Source organism: Dendrosporobacter sp. 1207_IL3150 (assembly GCF_036763085.1).
In the GTDB taxonomy this organism is placed as follows: domain Bacteria; phylum Bacillota; class Negativicutes; order DSM-1736; family Dendrosporobacteraceae; genus JBAIYU01.
Genome location: NZ_JBAIYU010000010.1, coordinates 62,930 through 83,971, shown reverse-complemented (window position 1 = coordinate 83,971; position 21,042 = coordinate 62,930). Strand labels below are relative to the sequence as shown.

At 38.5% G+C, this 21,042-nt stretch carries 21 protein-coding genes and 1 other RNA gene; 10 read left to right on the top strand and 12 right to left on the bottom strand.

Translation table 11 applies throughout. The features are described 5' to 3' along the window. Positions 1–34: 34 nt before the first annotated feature. The 3 genes from V6C17_RS03870 to V6C17_RS03860 form a co-directional block, all read right to left on the bottom strand. Entirely contained in the window at positions 35–988 is a 954-nt protein-coding gene (locus tag V6C17_RS03870; protein ID WP_333521228.1) for an NAD(P)-dependent oxidoreductase, read from the bottom strand. A gap of 158 nt (positions 989–1,146) precedes the next feature. Next, positions 1,147–1,320, bottom strand: a non-coding RNA gene (gene ssrS, locus V6C17_RS03865) — 6S RNA. Between the two features lie 141 nt (positions 1,321–1,461). Further along, positions 1,462–1,995 carry a hypothetical protein gene (locus tag V6C17_RS03860; RefSeq protein ID WP_333521227.1) on the bottom strand — a complete coding sequence of 178 codons (534 nt, stop codon included), beginning with the start codon at positions 1,993–1,995 and terminating at the stop codon, positions 1,462–1,464. Positions 1,996–2,251: 256 nt separating this feature from the next. On the opposite strand from V6C17_RS03860, the gene V6C17_RS03855 reads away from it, so the two are divergent. The 6 genes from V6C17_RS03855 (at position 2,252) to V6C17_RS03830 (ending at position 7,512) form a co-directional block, all read left to right on the top strand. Beyond that, the gene (locus V6C17_RS03855; RefSeq protein ID WP_333521226.1) at positions 2,252–2,785 is read left to right on the top strand and encodes a peroxiredoxin; all 534 of its coding nucleotides are present in this window, start codon (positions 2,252–2,254) and stop codon (positions 2,783–2,785) included. 53 nt (positions 2,786–2,838) lie between these two features. Beyond that, entirely contained in the window at positions 2,839–3,147 is a 309-nt protein-coding gene (locus V6C17_RS03850; RefSeq protein ID WP_333521225.1) for a hypothetical protein, read from the top strand. A 130-nt stretch (positions 3,148–3,277) separates the two neighbouring features. Further along, positions 3,278–4,681, top strand: coding sequence for a hypothetical protein (locus V6C17_RS03845; RefSeq protein WP_333521224.1), 1,404 nt, complete (start codon positions 3,278–3,280; stop codon positions 4,679–4,681). A 198-nt stretch (positions 4,682–4,879) separates the two neighbouring features. Continuing rightward, a complete protein-coding gene (locus V6C17_RS03840) occupies positions 4,880–5,797 on the top strand; it encodes a DMT family transporter (protein ID WP_333521223.1) in 918 nt (305 codons plus the stop codon). Between the two features lie 100 nt (positions 5,798–5,897). Next, positions 5,898–6,599, top strand: a complete 702-nt coding sequence (locus V6C17_RS03835) for an SLBB domain-containing protein (protein ID WP_333521222.1) — start codon at positions 5,898–5,900, stop codon at positions 6,597–6,599. Between the two features lie 310 nt (positions 6,600–6,909). Next, on the top strand, positions 6,910–7,512 hold the full coding sequence (locus tag V6C17_RS03830) for a hypothetical protein (protein WP_333521221.1): 603 nt from the start codon (positions 6,910–6,912) through the stop codon (positions 7,510–7,512). An 11-nt stretch (positions 7,513–7,523) separates the two neighbouring features. Here V6C17_RS03830 and V6C17_RS03825 read toward each other — a convergent pair whose 3' ends face one another. Then, positions 7,524–8,411 carry an RluA family pseudouridine synthase gene (locus V6C17_RS03825; RefSeq protein WP_333521220.1) on the bottom strand — a complete coding sequence of 296 codons (888 nt, stop codon included), beginning with the start codon at positions 8,409–8,411 and terminating at the stop codon, positions 7,524–7,526. 252 nt (positions 8,412–8,663) lie between these two features. Between V6C17_RS03825 and V6C17_RS03820 the strand changes: the two genes are divergently transcribed. Then, positions 8,664–8,882 carry a hypothetical protein gene (locus tag V6C17_RS03820; protein WP_333521219.1) on the top strand — a complete coding sequence of 73 codons (219 nt, stop codon included), beginning with the start codon at positions 8,664–8,666 and terminating at the stop codon, positions 8,880–8,882. A gap of 200 nt (positions 8,883–9,082) precedes the next feature. Here V6C17_RS03820 and V6C17_RS03815 read toward each other — a convergent pair whose 3' ends face one another. Then, positions 9,083–9,547 (bottom strand): hypothetical protein, encoded by a 465-nt coding sequence (locus V6C17_RS03815; RefSeq protein WP_333521218.1) that lies wholly within the window; start codon positions 9,545–9,547, stop codon positions 9,083–9,085. A gap of 3 nt (positions 9,548–9,550) precedes the next feature. Further along, positions 9,551–9,829, bottom strand: a complete 279-nt coding sequence (locus V6C17_RS03810; RefSeq protein ID WP_333521217.1) for a hypothetical protein — start codon at positions 9,827–9,829, stop codon at positions 9,551–9,553. A 444-nt stretch (positions 9,830–10,273) separates the two neighbouring features. Between V6C17_RS03810 and V6C17_RS03805 the strand changes: the two genes are divergently transcribed. After that, on the top strand, positions 10,274–10,438 hold the full coding sequence (locus V6C17_RS03805) for a hypothetical protein (protein WP_333521216.1): 165 nt from the start codon (positions 10,274–10,276) through the stop codon (positions 10,436–10,438). A gap of 47 nt (positions 10,439–10,485) precedes the next feature. Here the strand turns inward: V6C17_RS03805 and V6C17_RS03800 are convergent, their stop codons facing one another. Next, on the bottom strand, positions 10,486–11,922 hold the full coding sequence (locus tag V6C17_RS03800) for a sodium:solute symporter family protein (RefSeq protein ID WP_333521215.1): 1,437 nt from the start codon (positions 11,920–11,922) through the stop codon (positions 10,486–10,488). A 371-nt stretch (positions 11,923–12,293) separates the two neighbouring features. Between V6C17_RS03800 and V6C17_RS03795 the strand changes: the two genes are divergently transcribed. After that, on the top strand, positions 12,294–13,523 hold the full coding sequence (locus tag V6C17_RS03795) for an aminopeptidase (protein ID WP_333521214.1): 1,230 nt from the start codon (positions 12,294–12,296) through the stop codon (positions 13,521–13,523). 189 nt (positions 13,524–13,712) lie between these two features. Next, positions 13,713–13,886, top strand: coding sequence for a hypothetical protein (locus tag V6C17_RS03790; RefSeq protein WP_333521213.1), 174 nt, complete (start codon positions 13,713–13,715; stop codon positions 13,884–13,886). Between the two features lie 136 nt (positions 13,887–14,022). On the opposite strand, the gene V6C17_RS03785 is transcribed toward V6C17_RS03790, so the two are convergent. From V6C17_RS03785 to V6C17_RS03765, 5 genes are all read right to left on the bottom strand, one after another. After that, positions 14,023–14,775 carry an ABC transporter permease gene (locus V6C17_RS03785; protein WP_333521212.1) on the bottom strand — a complete coding sequence of 251 codons (753 nt, stop codon included), beginning with the start codon at positions 14,773–14,775 and terminating at the stop codon, positions 14,023–14,025. Further along, on the bottom strand, positions 14,772–15,728 hold the full coding sequence (locus V6C17_RS03780; protein WP_333521211.1) for an ABC transporter ATP-binding protein: 957 nt from the start codon (positions 15,726–15,728) through the stop codon (positions 14,772–14,774). The genes V6C17_RS03785 and V6C17_RS03780 overlap by 4 nt, the downstream gene beginning before the upstream one ends. 144 nt (positions 15,729–15,872) lie before the next feature. Next, a complete protein-coding gene (locus tag V6C17_RS03775) occupies positions 15,873–16,895 on the bottom strand; it encodes a hypothetical protein (RefSeq protein ID WP_333521210.1) in 1,023 nt (340 codons plus the stop codon). Between the two features lie 160 nt (positions 16,896–17,055). After that, positions 17,056–18,471 carry an MFS transporter gene (locus V6C17_RS03770; RefSeq protein WP_333521209.1) on the bottom strand — a complete coding sequence of 472 codons (1,416 nt, stop codon included), beginning with the start codon at positions 18,469–18,471 and terminating at the stop codon, positions 17,056–17,058. A 47-nt stretch (positions 18,472–18,518) separates the two neighbouring features. Then, the gene (locus tag V6C17_RS03765; protein ID WP_333521208.1) at positions 18,519–20,774 is read right to left on the bottom strand and encodes a HelD family protein; all 2,256 of its coding nucleotides are present in this window, start codon (positions 20,772–20,774) and stop codon (positions 18,519–18,521) included. Between the last annotated feature and the right edge of the window lie 268 nt (positions 20,775–21,042).

Here is a 21,042-nt window from a genome sequence, read left to right as displayed (position 1 = left end):
TACGCACTTTTATCTTTATATTTGAAATCAACAACTATTTATTTACAACATTAATCGGGCTGCCTTCGATGAAAGCATTAATATTATCACCCATCAAATTAACTAGTCTTTGTCTGGACTCATAACGGCGCCAGCCAATATGAGGTGTCATTATAACATTTTCCATCTCAAAAAGAGGATTATCCGTAGATGGCGGCTCAATTTCTTGAACATCAAGTCCAGCTCCTGCGATTTGGCCGTTGCGGAGAGCTTCAATTAAATCCGCTTCATTAATAAGTGCTCCTCTTGATGTATTAACTATGTAAGCAGAAGGCTTCATTAAGCTGAGTCTTTCTTTATTAATGATATGTTTTGTATCGGCAGTCAGTGGGCAGTGCAAAGAGATAAAATCACTTTGCTTAAGCACTTCTTCTATTGAAACGAACTTAACGTCTTCTCCAAAAGTTTTTGGAAACGGATCATATATAATGACATTCATTCCGAGAGCTAGACCAAGCCGTACAGTGTTTCGGCCGATAGCGCCAGCGCCTATAACCCCAAGTGTCTTCCCTTGCAGCTCGAAATGCGGAACGCTCAAGAAATTAGTAAAATTACTGAAATCTTTGCGCGATAACATATGATGCTGTTGAGGTAATGAAGCACTTAAATTTAACACAAAAGTAATAGCTAACTGAGCGACTGCTTCAGTACTATAACTTGGTATATTGCAGACATCAATATTTTTTTCTCTAGCGGCAACGATATCAATATTATTGTAACCGGTGCCTGCTTCGCAGATAAGCTTAACTGAGGGAGGAAACTGAGAAATTACATCTCTGCCTACTGGCAGCTCTTTGGTAATAATAATATCTTGATCTTGAACCCTTGCTAAAATCTCATCATTTTCGCTGGAGTCATAATTAGTTAAAGTAGTTAAAGTAGTAAGTGGTGAAAAATCTAATTTGTTATCAAAATCCAATTTTGCGGCATTAAGAAATACGGCTTTCATAATTGCCCCCCTAAAGTTAGAATATTTACACTATAAGTATATTCCTACAGTGTTTGCCTGTCAATCTTTACTAATTTCTAATACATAAGCCTAAAAAAAGGACTTATTTCTTATTAAAAGAAGGGATTTACCATTTTGGTAAATCCCTTCTTTTAATAAGAAAGCCCGCAATACCGTCTTCTTTATATGTCCAAACCTGCTGCTCGCAGGTGGGTATTATAAGATATGTTTTTGTCATCCACGCTTAGGAGGCGCGACAGCTGCATATCATCAAATTCCCTATATAATAAAGTAGGTTGGACATATTTAGTTGACGCGTATCGCAGGCCACATGATTTAAAGTAAAAGCTATGATATCACATAAGTTGAGTCTGCTCAATCTTTCCTATCGGCCATCTTTATTAGTTTTTATATTTTGCTACGATCTAGCTTAGTTATACGTTGTAATACTCATTCATACAAATTGTTGAAAACTACTTAATTCGTTTTACGTCTTCGACACTCCAATCATTATAATAGTCTCGATCTAAGTCGACAATATATTTTTCACCAGTTAGGTTTTTTTCTACCATAACTGTAGCACTATCACGGGATTGTGATACTAGAGTAAAGGAATCTCTGTATCGATCAAAACCATATTTATAACCAGCATCTTTTACAAACGAAATTGGGTTAAAGTATTGGTGAGCCAAACGCCAATTAGTGTGATGGTTATAATTGTCACTGCGATAATATATTCGTCCATCTTCATACCAGCCTTGATTTTCGTCTGAGCTAGGCCAGCCGTGCTTGTGTTCATGCCAGCCTCGTCCTGGTGGTTTGGATTTTTCGGCTTTATCAGATTTAACATGTTTCACGGTGACAGGAGGAGCTTCAGCGGCAGATGCTTGAGCCATTGGAATTCCAGGTAAAGCAGCTCCAGCCATAATTGCAGCAACGGCAAAAGCTGCTGCTGCACGTTTTGATTTGCGGCGTAGCTGCTTATTTTTAGCTGATTTTTTCTCCATTTTGAATCCCTCCAATTTTTAATGTCAAAAAGCTAGCACTTAATAATAGTTTTTCTTTTCTTAAGCCCTATGATTCCTGGTAATTTAAACTGACTGTTTTAAAAAAAAGAATAAATTCTTTTAATATGCCATAGTATTTTTTATATACAAAATTTTAAAAAAATTGGTAATTTTTATTAAAAAAATATTGACAAACAAATAAATTGATAATATTATTTAATTAATAATAATTATCAATGGAAGGGGTTAGAATATAATGCTTAAAGTGGGTAAAAAAGCACCAGATTTTTCAATGTCGACTACAAAAAATCTTGAGTCGCTTGATCATGTAGTAAGTCTTTCGGATTATCAAGGTAAGTGGCTTGTTCTTTTCTTCTATCCTCTCGACTTTACATTTGTTTGCCCAACAGAAATAAGGGGCTTTAATTCACGGATTGCCGAGTTTACACAACTTGGGGCGGAAGTACTGGGAGTAAGTACTGATAGTGTTTATTCACATAGAGCATGGGTAAAAACATCACGCGATGAAGGTGGTCTAGGCGGACTAGATTATCCTCTAGCATCAGATATTACAAAGCAGGTAGCGCGTGACTATGGTGTTCTAATTGAAGAAGAAGGAATAGCGCTTCGTGGGCTGTATATAATAGATCCTGACGGAATACTGCGTTATCAAGTCGTTACAGACTTAAGTGTAGGAAGAAGTATTGAAGAAACACTTCGTGTTCTGCAGGCACTCCAGACAGGCGGTCTTTGCCCAATCGACTGGCAGCCAGGTGAAAGAACCATTTAATACATAGTGGTTAATATGTTTAAAACTAAAAAAATTTTAGGAGGGTGTTAAGAATGTCTGAGGTTAAAGAAAAAGAAACTATAGTTAATGATTGCAGCAGTGCTGGTAAAGGTTTTGCACGGACAGAAGATAATGATATAGTGGCAGAAAATTGCCCACTACCATCGGGACAAGGAAAAGGGTTTGCTAGAACCGATGCTGATGAAGAAATAGGGCAAGCATGCGGTATTAACGGAAAGCGTGATTGCAGTACTGCAGGAAAAGGTTTTGCACGTACTGATAGTAATGATATAGCTCCAGAGGATTGTGCTTTACCTGACGGTCCTGGTAAAGGCTTTGCTAAAACTGAACAGCCTAAATAAATAGCTTGAAAACTCTAGAAAGAGGTATTATCCTAATTCTAGAGTTTTTTTATTTTCGGGGTGTCTCCTTTAAGTTTCCTTATCATAAAATGTCATGGAGAATAAACTTCTTGAAAGGGGAGGGATATCAATGAATATTGAAATTACCTTGCTGCATTGGACGTTTTCAATGTTTATTCTACTGATTATTGCCGCAATGGTAATGCGTAGAGACAGCAGTTTAGTCTGCATTATTGGAATATTATTAATCGGATTTTTTGCTAAAGGAAGCTTAAGTCAAGCTATAATTGGAATCTTTAACAGTTTTATTTACGCAATTAATGAATTGGCTGGGACAATTCTAGTTATTTCTCTTATTGTTGCAATGAGCACAGCGTTAGCAATAACGGGTGTAAATGAGTATATGGTCGCACCATTTGCTCGAATTATTAGATCGCAAAAAGCTGCGTATTGGGTTATCGGGATATTTATGATGGTTATTTCATGGTTTTTTTGGCCGTCACCAGCGGCAGCCCTTATGGGGGCCGTTCTGCTTCCAGTAGGCCGTAGGGTCGGTTTACCGGCTATCGGTGTGGCAATGGCCATGAATTTATTCGGTCATGGAATTGCTTTATCGGGTGACTGGGTTATTCAAGCTGCTCCAAAACTGACAGCCGGAGCTGCTGGCATACCAGTGCAAGACGTAGTAAATGCCAGTATTCCATTGCTTTTTGTGATGGGTATAGTAACGGTGAGTGTTGCTTATTGGATGCTTCAGCGTGATATTGCCTTTGGTAAATTATCTGTGGAGCCTGACACCGCTTTACCAGATATTATTACTGTAGAAAGAAATGAAGAAGATGCCTCTTTATCTGAAACTGCGAAAAAGATATTAGCTGCAATGGTGCCTATTTTATTCGCTGTCGATGTGCTGGTAATGTATCTACTAGAGCTAAGAGGTGGTGATGCAACAGCACTCATAGGAGGAACTGCGATTTTAATACTAATAGTAATTACATTGGTGGTACATAGAACTAAAGTACTTGAGAAGACAACGACTTATCTAGTAGAGGGTTTTAAATTTGGTATTACAGTTTTTGGACCAATTATTCCTATTGCCGCTTTCTTCTATCTAGGAGATAGTGGTTTTACAGCTATCTATGGCAAAGTTCTTCCGGCAGGTTCTAGCGGATTAGTTAATGATTTAGGTATAGCTATGGCAAATAGTGTGCCGATAAATGCTGTAATTGGCGCATTTACAATGACTATTGTGGGTGTCATAACGGGGCTAGATGGCTCAGGATTTTCTGGTATATCACTAGTTGGCTCCTTAGCTAAGTTATTTTCCGTTTCCACCGGTTCTGGAATCGCAACACTTACAGCATTAGGGCAAATTGCAGGTATATTTACAGGCGGAGGAACCTTGATACCCTGGAGTTTAATAGCTGTAGCGGCAATCTGTAATGTAAGTCCATTTGAACTTGCAAGGCGAAACTTAATACCAGTAATATCAGGATTCTTGGCGATGACGTTATTAGCAATTTTTTTGATATAAGTAAAAAATAGCTGTAGAATTAAAAATAAATATGACCGTGAGATCTCAGTTGAATTTATTGGGAAGTTTACAATAATTCTACTGAGTTTTTCTTTGTTGTTAGCATAATTCAAGTTTACACAAGTCGAAAGTTATTGACTTAAAAATTCTAATAGTTTACAATCACAATATTCTAAGTGTGATCAAAGGAGTCCAGAGATGAAACTTAAGTATAATATGCTGCTATTGCTAGCAGCGGCAATCTGGGGGTTCGCATTTGTTGCTCAAAGAGTAGGAATGGAGCATGTTGGACCATTTACCTTTAATGGTATAAGATTTGCCCTGGGAAGTCTGTCGTTGTTACCGCTGATGTTCTTTTTTAAGGAGGATTCAAAGGAGATAGACAGATGTGAATCGCCTAAGTGTGTTAAAAGCTCATTAAAAGTCGGCATTCTTGCTGGAACAATTCTATTTATTGCTGCTTCCCTCCAGCAAATTGGTTTAATATACACGACGGCAGGTAAAGCGGCATTTATAACTTGCTTATATATCGTGCTTGTACCTATGGTTGGTATTTTCTTAAATCAGCGTATTCCGGGCAGTACTTGGATAGGATCAGTCTTAGCCGTTATCGGCTTGTATTTTCTGTGTGTCAAAGAAAGTTTAACTATTTCGTATGGTGACTTGCTTGAATTAGTTGGCGCTTTTTTTTGGACTGCGCACATTTTAGTAATAGATAAGTTTTCTAAGCAAATTGATACTCTTAAGTTAGCCTTTTTTCAATTTGTAACTTGTGCGATCTTTAGTCTAGCTACAGCTTTAATTTTTGAAAGTTTAGTTATAAACGATATTCTTCAAGCTGGTATTCCGATACTATACGGCGGTATTTGTTCCGTCGGTATTGCTTATACATTACAGATAGTTGGCCAGAAAAAAGCCTCGCCGTCGCATGCTGCAATTATTCTTAGTATGGAAACGGTTTTTGCAGCAATAGGCGGATGGCTTATTATTAATGAATATCTAGGTGCACGTGAGATTTTTGGCTGTATACTAATGATGGTCGGGATGCTTGTATCACAACTTTGCAGCTTAAAGCCGGATCAAAAAAGTGAGACTAAAATGAGCGAACTAGTATAATTAAATATGATAAAAAATTACAATTTATTGAAGGTATTACAATTTTTTTCAAGAATAGATAATATATGACTTTGAAGTACAAGGAGAATGACGTGTAGCGATGTTAATTAATAATGAATCCAATTATTTGCTGGAAGTTCTAAATAACATTGCAGCCACTATGCCAGATTATAGCGAGGGTGATACAATACACGCTTTGATTGCGCGGGATAGCACAGTTTTGGCAAGTTGGTTAGAAAGAGACAACCTAAAAGTTGAAACTTCTGATGAAACAATAATAAATATAATAAATCAGCAATTTAGTTCTGTTCTTGATACCGTTGCACCAGGTTTCGAATTCGATATTTCTGAGGTAAAGTACAACTCTTCAGATAAAGACAGTCTTAAGGTAATGACAACGCCTTGGCGTCGTATTGAAGTGTCAGTTTCTAAAGGTAGTAGCAGGTTTCGTTTTAAGGGTAAAACTGCAAGGCGAAAAGAAGCCGTTTTTAAATCTTGGGAAAAATTGAGCTATGCTTGCATGCTGATTTTTGCGCTGGTTATATTTCCTCTTGTAGGCTTTTCGCGACCAGCACAACCAATAGTAATTGCTCAACCTGATCCTGTAGTTGTTTATGTAAAAGGATATGTAATGAAACCAGGGGTATATAAAATGCCTGGCGATTCAAATATAGCGGATGCAATTAATGCAGCTGGCGGGCCAGGGCTTAATGCTGATCTGGAAAAGGTAAGTATGTCGAAGGCGATAACGGACTGTGAGGAAATTATAATTCCAAGCAAAAATAATGTACAAGTTAAATAGTTTAGAAAATGAAATACACCCTAACAGGGTGTATTTTTTGGTATGCTGAAAACCTATTATTTAGGCTGTCGAGAAAGGTTCAGCTGCTAGGCGCACCGCAGAACCAAGCAGCGCCGCGTACTGCGTTCGTACGCAAGCAATGGGTTTGAGGAGCAACAACGCAAATGGGCCTTTATCGACAGCTTGTGAGATACACCCTAGTAGGGTGTATTTTTTTAGTGCAGTATGCTTATTGAGGGAGGTAATAAATTCAGATGTCTCGGTCAATAATAATTTGGCGGTTTTTAAGTATACCTAAAGGAGAGATACTTTGAAAATACCACTTAATTATCAAAGGTCTGATTACGATTGTGTGCCAGTAACATTCCTGAATGGACTAAGTTATCTTTTTGAGCGGGCGGAAATTAGGCCGGAACTTATCAAAGCAATATATAGTTTTTCAATGGATAATCCTGACAACGACGGTCATCCCGGCAGATGCGGAACTTCAAAAGTAGGAGTTAGGTCCCTTGTGGAGTGGATCAATCAGTATAGCAGAAAAGAAAAATTTGGTTTAATTTGTGAGTTTTTAGAAGGCGAAGAGATAACGCCTACTAGTGAAAGAATAACTCATTGTCTTGAACGTGATGGAGTAATGCTGGCATGTGTAAGTCTAGAAAAAGCGGATCATTATGTACTTGTTACAGCAATAGATGAGGATTATGTATATATTTTTGATCCTTACTATTCCTCCGCCAAACTGAAGACAAGCCATTTTGATTATATAGAAGACAAGCCATTCAAAATGAATCGACGAGTGAAACAGGATGTTTTCTATTATCAAGAGAAAAAGTTATATTCACTGGGTGAACAGTCAAAACGCGAGGGTGTATTAATGTATCTCGAAAATAATGGAATGAGGCTTAGTAAATAAATTGGATCTTCTCACAGTTTGCTTAAGGCATTTATAAAATCGGGAGGTAAAGGTGCTTCGATAGTAATTTCACCATGATCTTTTAGGTTATTAAAAGTAACAGCTGAAGCATGTAAAGCCTGACGTGAAATTGCTGGCGAACGAACACCATACATTCCATCACCAATAATCGGACAATCTTGATATGCAAGGTGCAAACGAATTTGATGTGTACGTCCGGTATCAAGCTGCAGTTCAAGTAAAGACGCCTCGTTTAAGGTACGTATTGTCTTATAGTGTGTAACTGCCGGTTCGCCGTTTTCGGCTACCGCTCGTCTGTTAGGCATTGTTGGATGAGGGCCAATAGGAGCATCTATTATTCCTGATGGAGGAGTAATGAAGCTTTTGACTAACGCGATATAAGTTCGCTTAAGTGTATTTGATTTTAGCTGCTGTTCGAGAATGGATTGACTTTTTGAATCTTTAGCAAATATTACACATCCCGAAGTATCACGATCAAGCCTGTGGATTGCTCTGATTGTAGTTAGAGTACCGCGGTTTTGTAGAAAATACGCTAAATGATTTGCTAAGGTTCCGCTTTGCGTTTGGCCTGTCGGATGAACCAGCTGGCGGGCTGGTTTGTTTAAGATGAGCATATAGCTATCTTCATATAGGATATCCACATTGCCTGGTTCAGGAATAACGCCATAAGAAGTATCTTCTAAATTCATAACTTGCAAAGAACTGCCACTTTTTAAAGTTCTTTGCAGAAAAACCGGCTTACCGTTTAAGCGAATACCTTTTAGGCGGGTAAGCTTTTGTATTTTACGGCCAGAACACTGTAAAACTTGTTTTAGATAGTTTTCGACAGTGAAGCCATTGTGTTCTTCGCTAATTATATAAGTACTAAAAGATTTCAAAATGAAGCCTTCTTTCGGCAGCTATGAAAGCTGTTTCTATTTAATATACCAAATATTATAACACTCATATGATAAAGTAAAGACTTGAAGAGCGGGTTAGTCATCGGACAAATACAAGATATGGCAATATTTTCTCCGTTTTCGCCTGAAAGTATCAGCACTTAACAAAATTATGATGAGGTTCTAAAACCCTCTTGAGTTTACATAATGACTTATGTTAAAATAGTCACGTTGTATAGAAGGAGGTGAATTATGCTAAAGTTCGCTTTAAATATAGGATACAAGCAGTGTGTTTTTACTTTTATGCCTATTGCAATTTTAATGATTATACCATTACTTTTTATTCCTCAAATAAGGCAGAATTCAAACTACTTGCAGCTTTTTGAAATAATCGTAGCAACTCAAGCTATTGTTTTTTGCTTTGTTTCAGGCAGAATCTATTGTCTGCTTAAAAATAAATGCAGTGACTAATTAAGTACAACTAGAAAACTGCGAGGCCGGTGGCCTCGCAGTTTTTTGCATAGTCATTTTAAATTTTCCAAAGTGCAACGTCGACTTTAGCTTACGCCAAAGGTTCGAGCGCGATAGTTTTCTTTACTAAAAGATAAATGAGGGCAGTTTTTGAATCGATAACTTGTCCCAAAAGGAACTCGTTGTGTGTATTATAAGGTTTAGAGATCGCGTGTATCTCGCTTTTCTTCTTTGTTCTTATTTTTAAACTTATTCCACAAGAAGCGTCCTGCCATGAAAACACCAGCTGCTATCATGACATTAAACAGCATGCCAAAGATAGAAGCAAAGAGCTCTGAATTGCCAAAGCCAAACATGCTGCCAAGCATACTGCCTAGAAGCATACCGCCGCCTAACAGACCTACGTTGCGCATAAAGCTGCTTCCGGTATTTGCTTGTTGTGGAGTGCTTTGAGGGGTTGCTGATTTAGCAGCAGGAGCTTTGTCGCTGTAACTGTTGGCAGGTGCCGAAGGTTTATAATCCGAGGAGTTGCTTGGTGCTGTCTGTGATGTAGAAGCTTTAGGAGCCGGTGCGGACATTCTTGGTTTTGAACTGCTTTTAGCTGCAAACCCTATTGAACTGAAAGCAAAAGCAAATACCAAAGTTAAAATTAAAAGTTTTTTCATTATTTATACCTCCTTGAATGTTTTTATATCTTCTGGAAAGGTGTATATCTCGGCAAGGTTAGGAAGCTCACCAGACAGGTAACGATCAATATCATGCACATCAATATAGAAGCTACAGGTAACTTCCATAAAGCCCTGTTCTTTACCTTGGCTTAAATCTCTAATTGCAATCAGACGTTCGCGAAGACTTAAGCAATCTTCTTTAGACGCAACAACACTGAGAGTTGTTAGAGGCACACCGTATTCCCGAAGAATATCTTGTAAACTCATTCTTTCTGACATGATTAATCCTCCATTTCAGTTATTGGCAGGGAATAATTAGATTTAGATTTACTCACCCCTTGCAGTTATTTTGCCAAAATTAAAATAAAATAGACCTTGCCTATATGATTACTCATATAAGCAAGGTCTTACCAACAAATTAATGCCAGCAGAGCCGGGGCAATAAATTGCTCCGTATTGACGACTGTGCTGTAACGGTTACTCCCCTTGCGAAATATACTGTTAATGATAGTATACTTACTATATAGTTAGCTGTCAAGCAAGTATTATGTAATTGAAAAAACAAATATAAATATTAAGAAAATTCTTAAAACATAAAAGGGAATCTAAATTGCATATAGAAGAGATATCAAGATTATTTTAAAGTTTAGTTGTGATATTTAGATTTCAAAATAATATAATTATTCTAATTAAATTATAAATTTATTACTAAAGTAGGAGGGGATGAAACAATTGATTATTTGTGATGGGTGCCAGTGCCGTGATTGCCACAGAAGGGTCTGTACATTCGTTACCTGTAATTGTTGTGAAGACTGTGATGCACGAAAAACAAGCTGCGGCGGTTTTACCGCAGATTTTAAATCAGATAATAAAAGTGATGTCGAATGAAAAATGAGCATCCTCGCTAATGAAAGCGGTGATGCTCATTTTTTATATTACCCGACAGCTGCCTCTGGCACACTATTAGTCTTTTCGTTAATAGATGGTATCTTAGCTGGACGGGGGTCCAAGATATAAACAATAGCAAAGGTTAATACGCTTATCGGCCATGCTAGATATATCGGATGAGAAACTACGCGGATAGCAGGTACAAACTGCCATGCCACTAGGAAAAGGATACCTACTAATACTGTCCAGAAAGCAGAACCCTTTTTGCATAGACTTGGAGCGAATAGCGCGAATAAAAGTACAGTTGTATATGATGTTGTCAAAGTGAGACCAATTAATAAGGTCTTAATAATTCCTAATACTGAAGTAGCCATCCAATACGTTAATAGGCTTATTACCAGTACAATACCCCGGGAAATCATCAATTGTCTCTTTTCGCTCATGTCGGGCTGGATAAAGCGCTTCCAGATATCGTTTACAATGAGTGTTGAACTTCCTAGCAGCAGTCCAACAGCAGTTGAAACGTCAGCAGCCCATAGACCTGATAATGCCAAGCCTGCTGAAACAGGATCAAGATCTAAAATAACTTTTGGCAATGCCATTGCTGGAGCAATGTTCGGATATTTTGCGGCTGCAACTATTCCCAATATTGCACTTAAAAAGCCTATTGGAAATATAATCAGCCCACCGATGATAAAGCCCATTTTGGCGCTTTTACCATCTTTTGCAGCAAAAGCAATTTGAGTCACCGCTTGATTAGAACATGCCTGAGTTATCATTACTGTAAACCAGGCGATTATCATAGCCATACCTACGCCTTCAAACATTGAAAACCAAGGACCATTAGCAGGCAGACTTGCTGACAAACCGGAAAAACCGCCAACTTTTGATATGGACAAGATCGCTCCGGTGACTATGCCGATATATATAACAATAACATTTATAAAATTGCTCAAGCCTGCAGCCCAGTAGCCGCCAACTAGTGTTATACCGATAAAGGTTACAGCACTAACTAGCATACCTGATTTGAAGGTGAAAAACTCAGGCATTAATGCGGCTAGAATAGCTCCCCCAGCAACGTATTGAAGTGCGGTAATAACCATTTGAATAACTACCTGTCCGAAAACACCGACTATCCGTCCTGAAGTGTCAAAATATCGCTCAAACAGTTCAGGGATTGTTGTTACTTCAAGGGAACGAAGCTTTGAAGCCATTACCAAACCAACAACCACCGCGCCTGCTGCCCATGCACCATTATACCAGCCGGCAGATATACCAACTTTATAGGCCTGCTCCGCAACTCCGATTGTTGAAGCACCGCCGATAGCCAAACCTGCGACCATTGTTGATATGATACTTGTTGTAAAACCTCTTCCGGCCAAAAGATACCCTAAGTACCCGCCTTTGTTGAGTTTAGTTGAATACCAGGACACCGCATATAAAACTACAATATATGCTATCACTATTAATAAAGGTATATTCACAGTAACCCTCCTAAATAAATTGGTCTCAAACGAACTATTCCTAAGCCTTTTAACAAACGTTATAAAATACAATTTGTTTAGCTAAAGGAATGTGTACAATGAATACAAACCAATATTAACACTTGAAATAGATTAATGCAATAATAATACACAAAAAATCATTATAAATGTAAGTATATATTCGTAAAAATGGACTAATGTTTTCAGTGGAGAGACTAAAGGTTTTTGGATAGACCTGGAACTATATATGGAAGGCTATCAGGTAAATCATTGGGCAGGAATATGCTCAATAAAGAATGAATAAATTTCTCTAAATATGTTATATATAGTTAAAGGTAAGTGTAGGCATTGTATATGAAAGGAGTTCTTAAATGAATCAAAATTTACTTGAAAAATATGCTCGCCTAATAGTTAAAACAGGAGTTAATATTCAAAAGGATCAAATTTTAGTAATAAATGCACCGATTGAATGTGCCGAGTTCACTCGCCTAATAGCTCAAACGGCTTACCAAGAAGGAGCAAGAGATGTTGTTATAAATTGGAAAGATGAGTTGTTTTCGAAAATACGTTTTCTTCAAGCTCCCGAAGAAGTGTTTGAAGAATTTCCTGAATGGCAAAGACAATTCTATTTAAGTTATTTACATAAAGGGGCGGCATTTTTGAGTATTTCAGCCTCAGATCCAGAACTGCTGAAAGATGTTAATCCCGACAGAGTAGCTAAAGCCCAAAAAACTGGCAGTATAGCGTTGCAAGAATATCGTGAAAAACTTATGAGCAACAAAAACGCCTGGTGCGTTATTTCTATTCCAACTAAATCGTGGGCCAAGAAAGTATTCCCCAATCTTCCAGAGGGCGAAGCAATTGCTAAGCTATGGGAAGCGATTTTTGAAGTGGTAAGAGTAACTAGTGTCGACCCAGTCGCTGCATGGGAAGAACATAAAACTAATTTAAAGAAGAGCATGGACCTCTTGAATTCGCATAGTTTCAAATATCTTCAATATAAAAATGCTGCAGGTACGGATTTGAAAATTGAGCTCCCTGAAGACCATATCTGGCTTGGTGGAGCTGAGGCAACACCAGAGGGATTAGAGTTTATTGCCAACATGCCAACTGAAGAAGTATTTACACTTCCTAAAAAGACAGGGGTAAATGGGAAGGTAGTCAGCTCCAAGCCTCTAAATTATAATGGCAATCTTATTGACGAATTTACTTTAGAGTTCAAAGATGGAAAGATTGTTGAATATACGGCTAAAAAAGGTTATGAAGTATTAAAGAACCTTGTAGAAACCGATGAAGGCTCCTGCTATCTCGGGGAAGTTGCACTAGTTCCATTTAACTCGCCGATTTCTCGTTTGAATATTCTTTTCTATAATACACTTTTTGATGAAAATGCCTCATGTCATTTGGCAATAGGTAAAGCATATCCTGTTTGTATAAAAGATAGTGAGAAGATGAGTAAAGAGGAATTGTTAGAAAATGGCGTGAATGACTCGTTAGTTCACGAGGATTTTATGATAGGTACTTCTGATCTTGAAATAGTTGGAATTACAGCAGACGGAAAAGAGATTGCTGTATTTAAAAATGGAAATTTTTCATTTTAAACTGAACGGATTAGCTATGAATAGCTAATCCGTTTTTGACTTATAATAAATATAATCTAAAAAACGTGGGGACATGTTGCAATTTATTATTAAATAACATACAATATAAATAAATAATAAAAATGAGCAAAGAAGCTCCCCGCAAATTAATGCGAGGGAGTTTTTTGCCTTTAAGGAGGGGCGTTTTTAATGACACATTTTATTGCACCATCAATTCCTGAGGTAAAAGATCAAACTGAGGGTTTCTCCCATTTTAACGAAAATATTGGGGCAGTTCTGCATCGTCTAAACCCAGATGATTTGGAAGCGATTGAGCAAGCATGGATGTGTCTTGCTGAATTCAGCCCCGACTACATGACTTAAAAAGGTAACCGGCAGAGCAAAATTGCTCTGCCGGTTTTTTGTTATACGATAAGAAAGTATAAAACTTTCTTACATGCATAAGGAGATAAGTATCGACTTCCGCTGTCGCTAAGGCTCGGCGCAAGCCGTGTTTTCTTTATGAAATTAATTTTTTAGTCATTAGTTTTATTGGTAAAGGCAGTAAAATTATTGCAAAGACAGCAAGAGTGAGTACATGTAACCAAAGGGTGTCTGACAATTGCCCTAGAGCTAACGCTCGGCATACTTCAACACTATGGAAAAGGGGATTTATCAAGTTTGCTTTCTGCACCCATACCGGTAGGGCGCTAACTGGAAAGTAGAGTCCGCCAAAGAGGAAAAACGGCATTATGGCTAGAGTTATATAGTAATTTATGTAATCAATATTGCTGGTAACTCCTGTGTAGCATAATGCCATAGTGGAAAATAAGATGCCGGGAAGTATTAAGAATAACGGTATTAATAGAGCGTATATAGATTTTATTTGCCCTAAGGCCGTTACAACAAGTAATATTACTGCACCAAAAACAACGCTTTTAAAAGTGGCATATAATATTTCACCAATTACGACATCTTTTACTGTAACTGGCCCTGCCAGCAAGGCCTGAAAAGCTTTTTGGTAGTGCAGGCGGACAAAGGTACCATAGGTACATTCAAAGGTTGCCGAATACATTGATGAAAGCGCAACCATTCCAGGGGCAATAAACTGAATATAGCTCATACCGTCAATTTGCTGTACAAAGGCACCTAGGCCAAAGCCCATAGCAGAAAGATATAATAGTGGCTCAATTACATTGAACATTAAGTTATGCTGCCAGGTTCGCGCGAAAACTTTTAGATGTCTATTAAGTATTTTAAATGCACCCTTCATTCTTCTTCTCCTTTACCGGTAAGCTTTAAAAAGACATCTTCTAAATTTGATGGGCGCAATAGGCAGGCATGCTGGGGAATACCCCAGTCTTTTAGCTTTTCCCAAAGCAGTTGTCCATTTTCGCAATACAAAAATATGCCATCAGCAACTTGGAGGATTTCACCATTAGCTTTTTCAACTTTTTCGCGTAGGTCGCTTGGAACAGAGTCAGCAGGCATGTGCAATTCAATTACATAAGGAAGTACGCAGCGAGCTATCAATTCTCGCGGACTTCCTTCGGCCAAAATTTCTCCTTCATGCATTACTACAAGTCGGTCGCATATTTGCATGGCTTCTTCCATGTAGTGTGTAGTTAGAATCAAGGTAACACCAATGCTTTTTAGACTACGCAGTTTTTGCCATACTAAATGGCGGGCCTGCGGGTCTAAACCTGTAGTTGGTTCGTCGAGGACAACAATTTTTGGGGCATTTATTAAAGCACGAGCAATAACTAAGCGGCGCTTTAATCCACCGGATAAACTTTCTACTGATGAGTTTTCTTTATCCTGCAGGCCCATTGATATAAGTAGTTCTTTGCTTCTTTCGCGCAACTTACTGCCATCAAGTCCGAACAAAGCGCCGTAAACCTCTAAGTTTTCGATTACAGTTAAGTCTGGGTCTAGATTATCTTCTTGAGGGACTATTCCTAGTTTGCTTTTTATCTCGGGGGGCGTAAGTATTATCTTTTGACCAAACATTGAAAGTGTTCCCTCGTCAACTGTGGAGAGTCCATAAATCATTCTCATTGTTGTTGATTTTCCAGCCCCGTTATGACCTAAAAAGCCAAAACACTCGCCTTCTTTAATGTTAAAGGAAATTCCTTTTAGTGCTCGAAATCCGCCATAACTTTTCCCGAGGGCTTGAGCTGTAATAATATTGTTCAGTATAATCTCATCCTTTCTAACGTGGACCATGTCTGTTGACAAACCTATCCAGGCTGTTGAGAAAGTTCAGTTGCTAATGGTACCGCAAAACCCAGCAGCACCGAGTACACGGTGTACGCAAGCAATGGGTTTGAGGTTGAGGGACGCAAATGAGCCTTTATCGGCAGCCTTACGCTAACCACATTCTAATGTTTCATATATAACTTGCAAAAGTTTTGCCGCTCGTTCTTTCCAGGAATTATTTCGGGCAAGTTCTATTCTAGACTCACGCCCAGCAACGTCCAAGTTTGGCTGATAGCCGGGGAAGAGATCTTCATTAATAATAGATACATGGGCCGGAGGGATTTCTGGCAAGGCAGTACTCAATATTGGCTTACCACTAGCTAGATACTCCCAGAATTTTATCGGATTAACTCCTCTTGTCATGTCCGTGATTTTAAATGGCAGAAGACAGAAATCGAAATTACTCATATATACAGGAAGTTCAGAATAATCCTTATGTCCTAAGTAATGCATATTGCTATTAGTCATGCAGATACCTTTTTGCAGCAGCGCCGAACCAATAAAAACAAATTCATAGCTTGGAAGACAATGAGCCATATAATTAACTAGCTGCCAATCTACCCAAGGAGCGATAGCGCCAATATAGCCAATTATCGATTTGCCGGAGGAAAAAGGCTTGCCATTTAACTGCTGATGTATTTGTGCTTTTTTAAAATGTTCGAAGTCACAGCCATTAGGTATATAATGAATTGGTGCATCCGTATATGTACTTGCCCGTTTAACCAGCGAAAGGGCAGAGGCTGACCGAATATCAGAGTTTTGTACTGCGTACTTATAATGTGTGTTCCAAACCGCAAACTCGTCCACAGGTTTGTCTACTGAATCAAAAATAATAAGGTCAACTTTTGATTGAGCAATATAAGTTATATGCTGGGGATATGTAAAATACGCGGCTATTGGAGTGCTTGGAAAACTATCTCTTGCCCATTGAAGTGCTGTATCGTAGCTTACTTCATTTGCAAGTATAATGCTCTCAGATAAATATTGTATACCACGTATACGTTGTTTGTGGAGATTAGGGTTACAGAAAATGCAAACACAGCCTAATGACGAAAGTGCTTTTAATAGCTGCTGAGGCCGTTGATGAAGATAATCCCAGTCAATAGTAGGAGGATAGAGTATTACTGGTTTCATAAGAATCACCCCAGTAAATAGTTTATTCACAAGGGTTATATTATGTGCAGGCTTCCCTACAAGGCCCATTTACTAAGCGCACCTTTCTCAAAAGCCTAGGTATTTATTTTTTTCAAAAAGCTTATTTTATGTTATTACTATTTTAAAATTATCTTGCTGCTTATCTAATATGGCTTTGTCTGTTTAAAGATATAATAGCAGATATTGCAGCAAAGCATGCCCCGGCTAACAGTGCAATATGGTAACCTGATAAAAAAGCCTCAGTCAGCTGAGTAGATGTGGGTACTGCTATGTTTTCAAGGAAAATTCGTCGTTTGAATTCAAAAATTGACACTGCAGCAGCAGTACCGCTAACCATACCGACATTTCTAATAAGCGCATTTATACCGCCGGCAACTCCCAACTTTTCTGCTGAGACTGAACTTAAGATACTGTTATTGTTTGGTGATTGAAATAAGCCAGTACCAATACCAAGACATGCCTGGCAAAGGGCAATTTTCCACAATTCGGTTTCAGGAGCAATGCCGGATAAGTATAATAGCCCTGTAATCGTTATTGATAAACCGCCTACAGTAAGCAGCTTGAGATTTACTCGTTCAGATAAGTAGCCGCTAATAGGTGCAACGACAGCCATCATGAGCGGAAATGGAGTTATTAACAGCCCAATATGGGTTGGCGCTAAGTTGCGGACATTATCCAAATAGAAAGGCATTAGCATATTGTTCGAAAACATAGCCATAAATGAAAATAAACCTGATAATGTACCAGCTAAGAAGGGCCAGCGATGAAATAATGTTAGATCGATCATGGGGTATTTGAGCTTTCCTTCATAATTGACAAACCATGCTAATGTGACAGCACTTATGAGCAGGGTGCTTATAGTCGTGTAAGAACGCCAGCCCCATTCATGTCCTTCGCTTAGTACTAACAGCAAACTAATCATACCTACGGAAAATAAGAAGGCGCCAAAGAAGTCAAAACTTTCATCACGTCTATTTTCGCCTGTTGGCAGTACAATCTGTCCTAATATATATGCAATTATGCCTATAGGCAAGTTTATCCAAAAGATAGAAGACCACCCTACAGTGCCTACCAATATACCGCCCAAACTTGGACCGGTCATTGAGCCTAAAGCTACTACAGTGCCAACTATTCCTAAGGCGCGTCCGCGGTCTTTTCCAGGGAAGGCTGCGCCGACAAGAGCTTGCGTGTTAGCCATTATCATTGAGGCTCCTATTGCCTGGATAACTCTAGAGGCTATTAATAGCTTTATGTCGGTTGAGATTCCACACAGTGCTGAACCGATTGTAAATATTAAAAAACCGTTTGTAAATATTTTCTTACGCCCATATACATCACCAGCACGGCCAAATAGCGGCAGTAAACTCGATATAGCCAGAAGGTAGGCTGTGACCACCCATTGTACGGTAGTAAGCTGACTGCCTAGTTCGCCAGAAATTATTGGAAGTGCAACGTTTACTATACTCGCATCAAGTGTTGCCATAAACGTTCCTAGGACAGTAACGCCGAAAATAAGCCAGCGATAGTAGCTTAATGACTGCAGTTTTTCCTTCATTAATTGCCTCCAGAATAACTTTGAAATTGCATAGTGAGGGCATTATTTTAGGATTCAATAGAATTATATAATGCCGGAGAAATTGACTGAATAAATGGAGATATTTCGTCATGATAGCAGAGTACTAGCCGATGTAGTGCTCTAGTACATACAGTATAGAGAATATTTCTTTCTGCTTCACGCCGGTAGGAATTTGCATTTACGTTTGCGACTATTACTCCGTCAAATTCCAGACCTTTTGCTAAGAATGCAGGCATAATAACTATTCCTCGCCTGAATTCGGCAGTTTCACTGATAATGAGGCTGATATCTGGATTTTGCAAGGCATCACGCAGTATCACTGATTCTCTTATAGTCTTGCATATTATCGCTATTGAGCGGCAGCCTTCGGACTTTAGTTCAGCAATTGCCTTATTGATATATTCATGAGCCAATTTAAGGGTAGCAGATTTTACAAGCAGTGGTAGTGTTCCGCTCCGGTTAATATATACAGCAGGTTCGCTACTAGGTAAAAGAGAGTTACAAAAAGCCTGTATCTCTAGTGTTGAACGATAGCTTCGCGTTAACTTAATTATTCGAGGATTTTCAAGATTTATAATCTTGTTTAACGAGTCAAAGCAAGCTCCTTGGATATAAGGATGAACTCTTTGCACCGGGTCTCCTAAGATAGTCCAGGAACATTTGGGGAAAAGACGAGTTAGTATCTTATACTGAAGCGTTGTATAGTCCTGTGCTTCGTCAATGACTAAATGCTTAATACTATTCCGCGGCTGAAAGCCTTCCAATCGCCCTTGGAAATATAAAAAGGCGAACGAATCTTCGTAGGGTAAGGTTCCACGGGCAATAGAGGAAATAGTTTGTTTGCGAATGTACTGCCACTCTTTAGGAACAACAGTACTAGAAGAAAATCGCTGAAATATCTCAGGATTATCAAAAAGTTTGCGATAAAGTACAAAAGGATTTAATCTGGTTAATTTCTCTATGTGATTAATTAAGTCACCAAGCTCTTGTCTTGCAGCAATTCTCGCCATGGCTTTAATAGTTTTTTTATTAACTTCTTCGGCTCTTTCATCAATTTCTTTTTCCTTCTTGCGGCGTATTTCGTGGGTAATAGGTCGAATTCTGATATTAATGATCTCGCGAATTTTAGCAAGACGCCGGGCCGGAGGCAGAAAAGCAAGTTCGTTTAAATAATATGATTTCCATTCTTCTGAGGCGAAAATAGTTTGACCATTAAACTGAATATCTGGGTAATCGTTTATTAGTTCTGTTTCAAAATAGGCTAGATAATTTTCAATAACTTGCTCAAAATGAGCTGATGTTTTGTAGTAAATAGATGCCACCCGTGTGTTAAATTCTCTACTATCTAAATTAGAAAGAATAAATTCTAGTTGGGTAGTTCTATCTTCAATTTCAACAGGAAGGATTTCTTTGAAAGGTAGTGTATAGTCGTGGAAAGTGGTTTGCAGGACATTTTCCTCTCCCATTTCGGGCAGTACATTTGAAATATAGTCGCTGAAAATATGATTTGGTGAAAATATTAAAATATTTTTAGAGTTTATAGAGGCTTTATCGCGGTAGAGTAGATAAGCAATGCGGTGCAGAGCAATCGAGGTCTTGCCGCTGCCGGCAGGACCTTGAACGAGCAGAAGTTTATTCTCTTCATTGCGGATAATTTGGTTTTGTTCACGCTGGATGCTTGTGACAATGGTATGCATTTTATCATCAGCGCTTTTGCTAAGGATTTCCTGTAATATCTCATCATCAATTTTTATGTCTGAATCAAACATATATTTAATCTGACCATTGATGATTTTGTATTGGCGTTTAAGCGTAATTGTACCTGTAACTGTGCCGATTGGAGCCTTATACCAGGCTTTCCCGCGTTCAAAGTCATAGTACATTCCTGACACTGGTGCCCGCCAGTCGTAAACCAGCAGATCATCGGTCTGATGGTCTGTTAAAGTAGTAATCCCTATATATATTTCATCTGGAGTAGTTTCGCCAGACCATTCCTCAATAAAATCAATTCTGCCAAAATAAGGTGAAACGGCAGCCTTTTGAAGTGTCTGCTGCCCCTTATGGATGACAGCTGAAATGCCGCGCTGGCGTTCAAGCGCTTCTATCATCTGAGCTTCATCCAAGGCGTTGCCGCCATAATTCTCCCAATAATCAGCTAAGTTAGTCTGTAGTTCGACTCGAGAATCTTCGCACTTGTTATTTGCCTTAGCTAACTGCCAGCTAATCTCCTCAAGTGTCCGCTTTAGTCTGGCAATTTCGTATTCCCGTTCGCTTTCTGTCATGTTAGTCTCCCTTTAATTTGTTTACTTAATGATGTGTTTTGGCTTTTAAAAGTTTTAAATTATAAATATTATCGAAGTAAGTAGAATATTATAGTGTTTTTTTAAGAGACCTAAAAAACAGGTGCTATTAATCGGCACAGCCGTATTTTTCTTTGTACGATAAGAAAAGTAAAACTTTCTTAATGCATAAGAGATAAGTATCGGCTTTGCCGTCGCGAAGCTGAACACAAGCCGTGTTTACTTTATACGATAAGAAAGTAAAACTTTC

Coding starts and splice junctions, on each gene's coding strand:
- V6C17_RS03860 (WP_333521227.1), bottom strand. CDS start 1,995: ATGGAGAAAAAATCAGCTAAAAATAAGCAGCTACGCCGCAAATCAAAA.
- V6C17_RS03810 (WP_333521217.1), bottom strand. CDS start 9,829: ATGTCAGAAAGAATGAGTTTACAAGATATTCTTCGGGAATACGGTGTG.
- V6C17_RS03840 (WP_333521223.1), top strand. CDS start 4,880: ATGAAACTTAAGTATAATATGCTGCTATTGCTAGCAGCGGCAATCTGG.
- V6C17_RS03790 (WP_333521213.1), top strand. CDS start 13,713: ATGACACATTTTATTGCACCATCAATTCCTGAGGTAAAAGATCAAACT.
- V6C17_RS03820 (WP_333521219.1), top strand. CDS start 8,664: ATGCTAAAGTTCGCTTTAAATATAGGATACAAGCAGTGTGTTTTTACT.
- V6C17_RS03780 (WP_333521211.1), bottom strand. CDS start 15,728: ATGGTCCACGTTAGAAAGGATGAGATTATACTGAACAATATTATTACA.
- V6C17_RS03845 (WP_333521224.1), top strand. CDS start 3,278: ATGAATATTGAAATTACCTTGCTGCATTGGACGTTTTCAATGTTTATT.
- V6C17_RS03795 (WP_333521214.1), top strand. CDS start 12,294: ATGAATCAAAATTTACTTGAAAAATATGCTCGCCTAATAGTTAAAACA.
- V6C17_RS03870 (WP_333521228.1), bottom strand. CDS start 988: ATGAAAGCCGTATTTCTTAATGCCGCAAAATTGGATTTTGATAACAAA.
- V6C17_RS03785 (WP_333521212.1), bottom strand. CDS start 14,775: ATGAAGGGTGCATTTAAAATACTTAATAGACATCTAAAAGTTTTCGCG.
- V6C17_RS03835 (WP_333521222.1), top strand. CDS start 5,898: ATGTTAATTAATAATGAATCCAATTATTTGCTGGAAGTTCTAAATAAC.
- V6C17_RS03775 (WP_333521210.1), bottom strand. CDS start 16,895: ATGAAACCAGTAATACTCTATCCTCCTACTATTGACTGGGATTATCTT.
- V6C17_RS03850 (WP_333521225.1), top strand. CDS start 2,839: ATGTCTGAGGTTAAAGAAAAAGAAACTATAGTTAATGATTGCAGCAGT.
- V6C17_RS03815 (WP_333521218.1), bottom strand. CDS start 9,547: ATGAAAAAACTTTTAATTTTAACTTTGGTATTTGCTTTTGCTTTCAGT.
- V6C17_RS03765 (WP_333521208.1), bottom strand. CDS start 20,774: ATGACAGAAAGCGAACGGGAATACGAAATTGCCAGACTAAAGCGGACA.
- V6C17_RS03855 (WP_333521226.1), top strand. CDS start 2,252: ATGCTTAAAGTGGGTAAAAAAGCACCAGATTTTTCAATGTCGACTACA.
- V6C17_RS03770 (WP_333521209.1), bottom strand. CDS start 18,471: ATGAAGGAAAAACTGCAGTCATTAAGCTACTATCGCTGGCTTATTTTC.
- V6C17_RS03805 (WP_333521216.1), top strand. CDS start 10,274: ATGAAACAATTGATTATTTGTGATGGGTGCCAGTGCCGTGATTGCCAC.